Source organism: Kitasatospora atroaurantiaca, assembly GCF_007828955.1.
In the GTDB taxonomy this organism is placed as follows: Bacteria; Actinomycetota; Actinomycetes; order Streptomycetales; family Streptomycetaceae; genus Kitasatospora; species Kitasatospora atroaurantiaca.
The window spans coordinates 6,397,600-6,408,297 of sequence record NZ_VIVR01000001.1 but is presented as its reverse complement, the minus strand read 5'-3'; the positions used below and the strand labels follow the sequence as shown (position 1 = coordinate 6,408,297).

Here is a 10,698-nt window from a genome sequence, read left to right as displayed (position 1 = left end):
GCAGGGTGGTCCTCTGGAGCAGGGGTCTAGCGGGGCTTTGCGGCGGTGCCGCCGTGGGTGCTGCCGTGGGTGCTTCCGGGGGTGGCGGCCCGCCCGGCGGGGGTGCTCGCCCGGCCGGTGGGAGTGCCGGCTCGGCCGGTGGGCGTCGTGGTGGCCGCCTTGCCCCGGGTCGCGGAGGCGGAGGGGCTCGCTGTGGGCGTCACCGTCGGCGGCGGTGTCGACGGCGGGGCGGAGGCCGAGGCGCTCGGCGCGGCCGAGACCGAGGACGCGGGCTGGTCGGGGATCACGAGGTCGGGGGCCTGTGCGTTGGCCCCGGCGACGGTGGTCACGGCGGTCGCGGCGAAGCCGCCGACCAGCACCCCGGCCAGCCAGCCGAAGCGGCGCAGGGCCCGCCCGCGGCGGCCGCTCTGGTCCACGAAGACCGCGATGCTGGCCTGGTCGGGCTGCGCGGTGACGCGCTCCACCACCGGCGCGGGCGGTGCGGCCTGACGGGAGGTCCGGGCATCGGGGACGCCCGCCCACGGTGACCGCAGCTGCACGGTGTCCTCGTGGCGGGCGTCGTACCCGTGGGCCTCGCGGCCGGATGTCTCGTACACGGACGGGCGCTGCTCCGGTATGGGGGGTCGCAGACTCGGCATACCGTGCAGCCGCCTTTCGGTATCCGTGCGCAGGGCCGACCGCAGAGCCGCACGCACGCATGACAGGAGAGCCACCCCCGGGGCTGCTCAGCCCCCCGGTGGAGGTGGGAGGCGAGCCACCTCTCTGTGGTGAGGGGGTGTGGCTACCGATCCGCGTGCGAAAGCTATCGCACGGATCCGACAGAGAACCGGCTGAATGTGCGATATGTCAGATACGGAGTTCTTTTGTCACCAAGACGTGATCGAGCCGGGGAACTCTTCACCTGTCCCTGTCAAGAGCTTGCCGGTCGGCCTTATGCCAGTTCAAGCGCCAGATAGAAGTCCACCCGGTCCTCCAGCCGGGAGAGGTCACGACCGGTCAGCTCCTCGATCCGCCCGATCCGGTAGCGCAGGGTGTTCACATGGACGTGCAGCTGGGCGGCGCAGCGCGTCCAGGAGCCGTCCGAGCGCAGGAAGGCCTCCAGCGTCCGGACCAGGTCGGCCTGGTGCTCGATGTCGTACGCGATCACCCGGTCGAGCAGGCGGCTGCGGAAGGCCCGGCGGACCTCGTCCGGGACGGCGGCCAGCAGCAGGACGTGCGAGGCCAGCTCCTCCGGGCCCGCGACGCAGACCCGGCCGACCCGGGCGGCGGCGATCCGGCGGGCGTGCCGGGCCTCCTCCAGGGCGCCGCGCAGGCCGCCGGCCTCCAGGGCGGGGGCGGAGACGCCGAGGGTGATCCGGCCCTCGGAGCCGAGGCCGGCCTCCAGCGGGGCGAGCAGGTCGCGCAGCGCGTCGGCGGGGACGGCGGTGTCCGGTGCGGGCAGCACCACCACCGCGCCCGTCCCGGCGTCGGCGACCAGGGCGCGGTCGGAGGCGTCGGTGAGAGCTTCCTCCAGGATCGAACGCACCGCCCCTTCGGGCAGCCCCGTCCCTTCGGCACTGAGCACCAGCCAGGAGCCGTCCTTCACCTGCGGCTTGGGCTCGGTGCCCTCGTAGCGGGCGGCCATCGCCGAGGAGGCGTACAGGGTGCGGCTGATCTCGGCGGGGTCGGCGTCGCGCTGAAGCAGCGTCAGGACCTCGTCGGCGAGCCGGCGGCGCAGCCGGCGGCCCTCGTCCCGGCGGGTGCGCTCGGCGGCGACCAGGCGGGCGAGGTTCTCGGCGAGCTGCTGGCGCTTGGTGGTCCACTCGGTGACGTCACCGGCCACCGCGAGCACCCAGTCGGCCAGCGAGGCCTCGGCCTCGGTCGAGGCGGGGGCGGGCAGCAGCGAGTACGAGCCGGAGACCAGCCGGGCCCGGTGCGGGGGCCTGCGGCGCTGGCGCTGGGCGGCGAGGTGGGCGCGGACCAGCTGGTCGCGGTCCTCCGCCGAGAGCCGGTCGGCGGGGCCCGCGATCACCCGGCCGGTCGGGGTGAGGACCCAGCAGTCCAGGTCGAGGTCGCCGCCGAGCAGGTCCAACACGGCGTCAAGCCCGCCGCCGCCCGCGGCGGAGACCAGCAGCCGGTGCCGGTCCACCAGGGCGGCCAGGTCGGCGGCCCGGTCGGCGGAGATCTGACGGCCGATGAACTCGGTGAGGGTGCTGAAGGCGATGTCGTCGGGTACCGCCAACAGGGGCATCCGATGGCGTCGACAGGCGTCGACGAGGTCGTCGGGCACCGGCCCGACCTCGGCCTCGCCCGCCGCCAGTGCGACGGCCCCGCCGGCCACGATGGTCCGGACGAAGCGCTCGGAGTCCTCCGGCCCGGTCCGCCAGAGCATGCCGGTGAGCACCAGCTCACCGCCGTGCAGGTAGCGGCCGGGGTCGTGCAGGTCCGTGGTCATGACACCGCTGACCTGCCGGTCGAGCTCGTCCTCGGCGGCGAGCAGCCGCAACCGCGGAGCTCCGGGGGCGAGCAGGTCACGGACGCGCATCCGCAGACTCCTTCGTCTTGTCGGGTGGTTTGGGGGGTCACAGTGTGCACGAGATGTGCAGCTCGGTGTTACGTATCAACAGGCTCCCGGGTCACGGGCCCATAGCTTCGGAATCACGGCCGGATTACGGTCGTAGGTAGCGGCTCAGTAACCGCTGTACAGGGCAATTGTCCGCCTTAGAGGAACGTACAGGATGCCGGGCGGGACCACGGTAAGGGCTTCATGCCATCGGTGACTGCCAGTGGGCCGGGTCACAGAGGTTCACTGGCCACACGCCGCCGGACACACCCCGGTGACCAGGACTCAACGGCCAGGCAAAGAAGTGGCAGCAGAGTCCGATACACCGAGGTTTGGAATCTAGCGCTGACGCTCCCCGTGGGCGGGCCCCGCAGGTTCCGGGCGACAAACGACGACTTGAGGAGACACCCGCATGGAGTTCCTTCGGCCCGCTACGTGGGACGAGGCACTCGCGGCGAAGGCTGAGTACCCGACCGCGCTGCCCATCTCGGGCGGCACGGACGTCATGGTCGAGATGAACTTCGACGTGCACCGGCCATCCGCGATTCTCGACCTGAACCGCATCACTGAGCTGACCGAGTGGTCGATCGCCGACGACATCGTCCAGCTCGGTGCCTCGGTGCCGTACACCCGGATCATCAACGAGCTCTCCGGACCGCTCCCCGGCCTCGCGCTGGCGGCCCACACCGTCGGCTCCCCGCAGATCCGCAACCGCGGCGGCGTGGGCGGCAACCTCGGCGGGGCCTCCCCCGCCGGTGACGCGCACCCGGCGCTGCTGGCGGCCGGCCGTGACGTGTTCGTCGAGGTCGCCTCGCAGGCCCGCGGCACCCGGATGATCGCGATCGACGACTTCTACGTCGGCGTGAAGCGGAACTCCATGGAGCAGGACGAGCTGATCCGCCGGGTCCACATCCCCGTGGCGGACGGCCCGCAGCAGTTCTCGAAGATCGGCACCCGCAACGCGATGGTCATCGCGGTCTGCGCCTTCGGCTTCGCGCTGCACCCGAAGAACGGCACCGTCGGCACGGGCATCGGTTCGGCCGCCCCCACGCCGCGCCGGGCCGTCGAGGCGGAGGAGTACCTGCAGGGCGTCCTCGCCGAGCGCGGCCTGTGGGAGTCCGGCGACCTGCTGGGCACCGAGGTGATCCAGAAGTTCGGCGAGCTGGTGAAGGCCGCGGCCTCCCCGATCGACGACGTCCGCGGCACCGCCGACTACCGCCGGCACTCGCTGGCCGTGATGGCCCGCCGCACGCTCACCTGGACCTGGAACGACTACAGCAAGCAGATCAGGAGCGCGGCATGAGGGTCACATTCACCGCCAACGGCAAGCCGGTGGAGGCGGACGACGTCTGGGAGGGCGAGAGCCTCCTCTACGTGCTGCGCGAGCGCGTTGGCCTGCCGGGCTCCAAGAACGCCTGCGAGCAGGGCGAGTGCGGTTCCTGCACCGTCTACCTCGACGGCACCCCGGTCTGTAGCTGTCTGGTCGCGGCCGGCCAGGTGCAGGGCCGCGAGGTCCGCACCGTCGAGGGCCTGACCGACGAGAACGGCGAGCTCGGCCTGGTCCAGCAGGCGTTCATCGACGCCGGCGCCGTGCAGTGCGGTTTCTGCACCCCGGGCCTGCTGGTGCAGACCGATGCCCTCCTTGAGCAGGAGGCCCAGCCGAGCGACAACGACATCCGCGAGGCGCTGTCGGGCAACCTGTGCCGCTGCACCGGCTACGAGAAGATCATGGACGCGGTGCGGCTGGCTTCCGCCCGCAAGTGCGCGAAGGGTTCTGGAGAATGAGCACTCGCACCATCCAGGGTCAGAAGAACCTGCAGGACATCCGGCAGAGCAGCCCGGACGGCATCGGCGGCTCGCCGCTGCGCCCGGACGGCAACCTGAAGGTCAAGGGCGAGTTCGCGTACTCGTCCGACATGTGGCACGAGGACATGCTCTGGGGCATGGCGCTGCGCTCGCCGCACCCCCGCGCCAACATCCTCTCGGTCGACATCTCCGAGGCCCTCAAGGTGCCCGGCGTGTACGCCGTCCTCACCCACGACGACATCCCCGGCTCGAAGTTCTACGGCCTGGAGATCCAGGACCAGCCGGCCCTGGCCATCGACAAGGTCCGGTACCACGGTGAGGCGATCGCGCTGGTCGCGGCCGACCACCCGGAGACGGCCCGCCGCGCGGTGAAGAAGATCAAGGTCGAGTACGAGGTGCTCACCCCGATCGTCACCGAGGAGCAGTGCCTCAACCCCGAGGTGCACGGCTACGTCCACGAGCCGCACGAGTACAAGTCCCACGGGTACGGCAACATCTGCCACGAGCAGAAGCTGGTCTCCGGCCTCGGCGTCACCGACGAGGTCCGGGCGATGGCGGACGTCATCGTCAGCGGCACCTACGAGGTCGGCATGCAGGACCAGGCCTTCCTCGGCCCCGAGTCCGGCCTGGCCGTGCCCGCCGAGGACGGCGGCATCGACCTCTACATCGCCACCCAGTGGCTGCACGTGGACCGCCAGCAGATGGCCCCCGTGCTGGCCCTGCCGGAGGAGAAGGTCCGCCTCACCCTGGCGGGCGTCGGCGGCGCCTTCGGCGGCCGCGAGGACCTGTCGATGCAGATCCACGCCTGCCTGCTGGCGCAGCGCACCGGCAAGCCCGTCAAGATCGTCTACGCCCGCGACGAGTCCTTCTTCGGCCACGTGCACCGCCACCCGGCCAAGATGTTCTACGAGCACGGCGCCACCCGCGACGGCAAGCTGGTCTTCGCCGACTGCCGGATCGTCCTTGACGGCGGCGCCTACGCCTCCGCTTCTCCGGCGGTCGTCGGCAACGCGGCCTCGCTCGGCCACGGCCCGTACGTGATCCCGAACGTGAAGATGCACGCCATCGCGCTCTACAGCAACAACCCGAGCTGCGGCGCCATGCGCGGCTTCGGCGCGGTGCAGGCCGCCTTCGGCTACGAGTCGCAGATGGACAAGCTGGCCGCCGAGCTGGGCATGGACCCGGTCGAGCTCCGTCAGCTGAACGCGATGTCCGAGGGCGACTACATGCCCACCGGCCAGCAGATCGACTCGCCGGCCCCGGTCGCCGAGCTGCTCCAGCGGGTCAAGGACATGCCGCTCCCCCCGCCGCTGGACCTGGACAACCTGGACATCCGTACCGTCCCGGGCGCGCTGTCCAACACCTCGCACGGCGAGGGCATCGTCCGCGGCATCGGCTACTCGGTCGGCATCAAGAACGTCGGCTTCTCCGAGGGCTTCGACGACTACTCGACCGCCCGGGTCCGCCTCGAGGTCATCGGCGGCGAGCCGGTCGCCATGGTGCACACCGCGATGGCCGAGGTCGGCCAGGGCGGCGTCACCGTGCACGCCCAGATCGCCCGCACCGAGCTCGGCGTCGAGCAGGTCACCATCCACCCGGCGAACACCGAGGTCGGCTCGGCCGGCTCCACCTCCGCCTCGCGTCAGACCTACATGACCGGTGGCGCGGTGAAGCTCGCCGCCGAGGCGGTCAAGCAGGCGCTGATCGAGAAGGGCCGCCGCCGCTACGGCTGGACCGAGAAGGACATCACGCTGGTCGGCGGCAAGGTCGTCTCCGAGTCCGCCGGTGTGCTGGTCCCGATGGTCGACCTGCTGGGCGACGAGGCCATCGACCTCACCCGTGAGCACCACCACCGCCCGACCGTCCCGTTCGACAAGGAGACCGGGCAGGGCTTCGGCCACGTCCAGTACACCTTCTGCGCCAACCGCGCGGTCGTCGACGTGGACATCGAGCTCGGCCTGGTCAAGGTGGTCGAGCTGACCGCCGCCCAGGACGTCGGCAAGGCGCTGAACCCGCTCTCGGTCGTCGGCCAGATCCAGGGCGGCTGCACCCAGGCCCTCGGCCTGGCCGTGATGGAGGAGATCATCGTCAAGGACGGGAAGGTGCGCAACGCGTCCTTCACCGACTACCTGATCCCCACCATCCTGGACACCCCGCCGATCCCGGTGGACGTCCTCGAGCTGCCCGACCCGAACGCCCCGTACGGGCTTCGCGGGGTCGGCGAGGCCCCCACCGTCTCCGCCACCCCGTCCATCGTGGCCGCCATCCGGCAGGCCACCGGGATCGCGCTCAACCGCATTCCCGTCCGGCCGGAGCACCTCACCGGGACGCTCTAGCCACCGAAAGACCTCCCCGGGGCGGCGACAGTCTTCCCCGCCGCCCCGGGGTAGCACCAAAGAGAACAAATGGAACAAGTGCACCGACCCGCTGCCTCTCCCACGCCGGGGCAATGCAGCGGTGCGCACCACCCCGCACCGCAGGCACCGCTTGAGTGCACCTCGTGAGTCGAACAGTCCCCCTGTGCCGCTCCCTCAGTTGGCAATCAGGTCGGCTCGCCCACCCCAACCCCCTTTGAACCTTGGGAGTGGACATGACCCGGATCTCCACGGAGCCCGGCACCACTGAAGAAAGACCCGCCACGGACGGCGCCCTCACGCCGGACGCGGCCACACCGCCGAAGAACGCGCTGGACGCCTACTTCAAGATCTCCGCCCGAGGCTCCACCTTCGGCAACGAGCTCCGCGGTGGCCTCACCACCTTCATGGCCATGGCCTACATCATGCTGCTCAACCCGATCCTGCTGGGCGGTGCCGACAAGAACGGCCTCCACCTGGATCACGCGCAGCTGACCACCGCGACCGCTCTGGCTGCGGCCGTCACCACGATCCTGCTCGGCGTCGTCGGCAACGTGCCGCTCGCCGCCGCAGCCGGTCTGTCCGTCTCGGGCGCGATCTCCGCGATCGTCGTCCCGCACACGACCTGGCCTCAGGCCATGGGTCTCTGTGTGATCTACGGCCTTCTGATCGTGCTCCTGGTCGTCTCCGGCCTCCGCGAGAAGATCATGAACGGCATCCCACTGCCGATCAAGCACGCGATCACCATCGGCATCGGCCTCTTCATCGCCCTGATCGGCCTCGCGAAGGCCGGCTTCGTCACCCAGGGCAAGGGCCCGCTGCTGCAGCTCGGCCCCACCGGCGAACTGGCCGGCTGGCCGGTCCTGATCTTCGCGGTCACGCTGCTCACGATCTTCGTCCTGCTGACCCGTAACACCCGCGGCGCGATCCTGATCGGCCTCGGGGCCGGCACGGCACTCGCCTTCATCGTCAACGCGGCGGTCGGGCTGGACGACAAGGTCTGGGGTCTCCAGGTGCCCAAGTGGCCCGGCAGCCCCGTGGACGCGCCCAACTTCGGGCTCTTCGGTGACGTCGACGTGTTCGGCGCCTTCGGCGGCCAGGGCATGGGCGCGATCAGCGCCTCGGTCGCGGTCTTCACCCTGGTGCTGGCCGGCTTCTTCGACGCGATGGCCACCATCATCGGTGTCGGCACCGAGGCCGGACTGGCCGACAAGCAGGGCCGGATGCCCGGTCTGAGCAAGGCCCTCTTCGTGGACGGCGCCGGCGGTGCCATCGGCGGTCTCTCGGGTGCCTCGGGCCAGACCGTCTTCGTGGAGTCCGCCACCGGCGTCGGCGAGGGTTCCCGTACCGGCCTCGCCTCGGTGGTCACCGGCGGCCTCTTCGCCCTGATGCTCTTCTTCACGCCGCTGGCCAGCATCGTGCCGGTGCAGGTGGCCTCCGCCGCCCTCGTCGTCATCGGCTCGATGATGATGAGCCAGGCCCGGCACATCGACTGGTCGGACCGTGAGGTGGCCATCCCGGCCTTCCTGACCTGCGTCCTGATGCCGTTCACCTACAGCATCACCGCGGGTGTCGCGGCCGGTGTCCTGACCTACTGCGTGATCAAGGCAGGCCGCGGCAAGTGGCGCGAGCCCGGCCCGCTGATGTGGGTCCTGAGCGGGGTCTTCCTGATCTACTTCGCTCTCACTCCCGTGAAGGCCTGGCTGGGCGTTCACTAGTACCAACGCCGCTGTGCGGGGGCCCCGGCCCCTGCACAGCGGCTCCCCCCGTCGACCCTCTGCACTCTGTAAGGAGCCCCCCGACATGCAGGACATCGCCGAGCAGCTGCAGGCCTGGCACGCGTCCGGGCGCTCCTTCGCCGTGGCCACGGTCGTCGGGGTCTCGGGCAGCGCGCCTCGCGACCCGGGGGCCGCACTCGCCGTGGACTCCGCCGGCGAGGCCATCGGCTCAGTGTCGGGCGGCTGTGTCGAGGGAGCCGTGTACGAGCTGTGCCAGGAGGCCATCGCCACCGGCGAGCCGGTGCTGGAGCGGTTCGGATACAGCGACGAGGACGCCTTCGCGGTGGGTCTGACCTGCGGCGGCATCCTCGACGTGTTCATCCAGCCGATCACCCCGGGCGCCGATGCCGCCCTGGACGCCGGCATCACCTACATCGCCTCCGGTACGCCCGTCGCCCTCGCCCGGGTCATCGAGGGCCCGACCGGACTGCTGGGCGCCACCGTCGCCGTCACCGCCGACAGCCACCACGGCTCGCTCTCCCCCGCCCCCTCCACGACCGGCGCCCTCGAGCGCGCCGCCGTCGCCGAGGCCCGGGCCATGCTGGACGCCGGCCGCACCGGCAAGGTCGTCCTCGGCCTGGACGGCCGCCCCTGCACTCCGTCTGATTCAGAAGAGGGCTCGGACCAGGCCACCATCACCTTCTTCGTCGAGTCGTACGTCCCCGCGCCCCGGATGCTGGTCTTCGGCGCGATCGACTTCGCGGCCGCCGTGGTCAAGATCGGCAAGTTCCTCGGCTACCGCGTGACCGTCTGCGACGCCCGCCCGGTCTTCGCCACCGAGCGCCGCTTCCCGGACGCCGACGAGGTCGTGGTCGACTGGCCGCACCGCTACCTCGACTCGCAGCTGGACTCCCTGGACGGCCGCAGCGTGCTCTGCGTCCTCACCCACGACGCCAAGTTCGACATCCCGCTGCTCGAGCGCGCACTGCGCCTGCCGGTCGGTTACGTCGGAGCGATGGGCTCGCGCAAGACCCACCTCGACCGCAACGCACGCCTGCGCGAGGTCGGCCTGACCGACGCCGAGATCGCCCGGCTGCGCTCCCCTATCGGCCTGGACCTCGGTGCCCGTACGCCGGAGGAGACCGCCGTCTCGGTCGCCGCCGAGATCGTCGCCAACCGCCGCGGCGGCAGCTGCCTGCCCCTCTCGGCCGGCCAGGGCCCGATCCACCACGACCTGGCCCGCGCGGACGAGCCGGCGGAGGCGAAGCCGCACGCGGCGTGAACCCCAGGGGCGCGGGGAACTGCGCGAGGCGGGAGGCGACAGGCCGTTGCCTTCCGGTTTCGCGCAGTTCCCCGCGCCCCTTGTGGTTGGCCCGACGCCTCACCCAGGGGTCGGCGTCATGACCTTCAGTCGGAGACCGCGAGCTTCAGTCCGAAGCCGACGATCACCGCACCGGTCACCCGGTCGAGCATCCGCCGTGCGGTCGGCCGCTGCAGCCAGCCGCGCACCGTGCGGGCGAACCCGACCAGGACGGCCGACCAGAGCAAGCCCTCCACCACGTGAACGCAGGTCAGCAGCACTCCCGTGGCGAGGTGCGGTGCGCCCGCCGGGATGAACTGCGGCAGCACGGCCACGTAGAAGACGCCCACCTTGGGGTTGAGCAGGTTGGTCAGAGCGCCACGACGCCAGCCCGCGAGCAGTCCGCCCGAGGCTGGCAGGCCGTCCGCCTCGGGGGCCGCGTCGCCGCTCCTGCGCAGCATCTGCCAGCCCATCCAGAGCAGGTACACCACCCCGGCCCAGCGCAGCGTCTCGTACGCCAGGCGGGAGGCTGTGAGCAGCGCGCTCACGCCCAGGGAGCTGAGGGTGCCCCAGATCAGCGTGCCGGTCTGGATTCCCAGCACGACTCCCCATGCCCGCCGCCGCTCACCGAGCGCGGCAGTCCGCAGGATCAGGGCGGTGTCGAGGCCGGGAGTCAGCGTGAGCAGCCCCACGACCAGGGCGAAGGACCAGAGTGCCGTCGATATCTCCATGGGCCTGCATCCTATTCGCGCCTCTACAGCCTCCGCACGTGCTCGGCGACGGGCCGGTCCTCCTGGACGGTGGGGTCGTACTCAACCTTCTCGCCCTCCTGCAGCTCGCGGTCGGCCGCGCCGACGATGGAGTCGAAGTAGACCTTGAGCTCCGGCCCGCCGTCGTCGGGCGTGATCACGCCGTAGCCGTGGTGAATGTTGAACATCTTCACGGTGCCGGTGGCCATGGGATTCTCCTTCGAGCGCG

The 10,698-nt window shown here is 71.1% G+C and carries 9 protein-coding genes; 5 read left to right on the top strand and 4 right to left on the bottom strand.

Annotated elements, in window-relative coordinates; translation table 11 throughout:
• Positions 1 to 26 precede the first annotated feature (26 nt).
• The gene (locus FB465_RS28795) at positions 27 to 596 is read right to left on the bottom strand and encodes a hypothetical protein (RefSeq protein WP_145795191.1); all 570 of its coding nucleotides are present in this window, start codon (positions 594 to 596) and stop codon (positions 27 to 29) included.
• 335 nt (positions 597 to 931) lie between these two features.
• Entirely contained in the window at positions 932 to 2,524 is a 1,593-nt protein-coding gene (locus FB465_RS28790; RefSeq protein ID WP_145795189.1) for a PucR family transcriptional regulator, read from the bottom strand.
• 430 nt (positions 2,525 to 2,954) lie between these two features.
• On the opposite strand from FB465_RS28790, the gene FB465_RS28785 reads away from it, so the two are divergent.
• The 5 genes from FB465_RS28785 (at position 2,955) to FB465_RS28765 (ending at position 9,702) form a co-directional block, all read left to right on the top strand.
• A complete protein-coding gene (locus FB465_RS28785; RefSeq protein ID WP_145795188.1) occupies positions 2,955 to 3,845 on the top strand; it encodes an FAD binding domain-containing protein in 891 nt (296 codons plus the stop codon).
• A complete protein-coding gene (locus FB465_RS28780; protein ID WP_145795186.1) occupies positions 3,842 to 4,327 on the top strand; it encodes a (2Fe-2S)-binding protein in 486 nt (161 codons plus the stop codon). Before FB465_RS28785 ends, FB465_RS28780 begins: the two co-directional genes overlap by 4 nt.
• Entirely contained in the window at positions 4,324 to 6,684 is a 2,361-nt protein-coding gene (gene pucD, locus FB465_RS28775) for a xanthine dehydrogenase subunit D (protein WP_145795184.1), read from the top strand. The genes FB465_RS28780 and pucD overlap by 4 nt, the downstream gene beginning before the upstream one ends.
• Before the next feature lie 254 nt (positions 6,685 to 6,938).
• Positions 6,939 to 8,420 carry an NCS2 family permease gene (locus FB465_RS28770; protein WP_145795182.1) on the top strand — a complete coding sequence of 494 codons (1,482 nt, stop codon included), beginning with the start codon at positions 6,939 to 6,941 and terminating at the stop codon, positions 8,418 to 8,420.
• An 85-nt stretch (positions 8,421 to 8,505) separates the two neighbouring features.
• Positions 8,506 to 9,702 (top strand): XdhC family protein, encoded by a 1,197-nt coding sequence (locus FB465_RS28765; protein ID WP_145795180.1) that lies wholly within the window; start codon positions 8,506 to 8,508, stop codon positions 9,700 to 9,702.
• Between the two features lie 125 nt (positions 9,703 to 9,827).
• On the opposite strand, the gene FB465_RS28760 is transcribed toward FB465_RS28765, so the two are convergent.
• Both FB465_RS28760 and FB465_RS28755 read right to left on the bottom strand, forming a co-directional pair.
• Entirely contained in the window at positions 9,828 to 10,451 is a 624-nt protein-coding gene (locus tag FB465_RS28760; protein ID WP_145795179.1) for a LysE family translocator, read from the bottom strand.
• Positions 10,452 to 10,474: 23 nt separating this feature from the next.
• Complete coding sequence (locus FB465_RS28755; protein WP_145795177.1) at positions 10,475 to 10,678, bottom strand: cold-shock protein; 204 nt, start codon at positions 10,676 to 10,678, stop codon at positions 10,475 to 10,477.
• Positions 10,679 to 10,698: the final 20 nt, after the last annotated feature.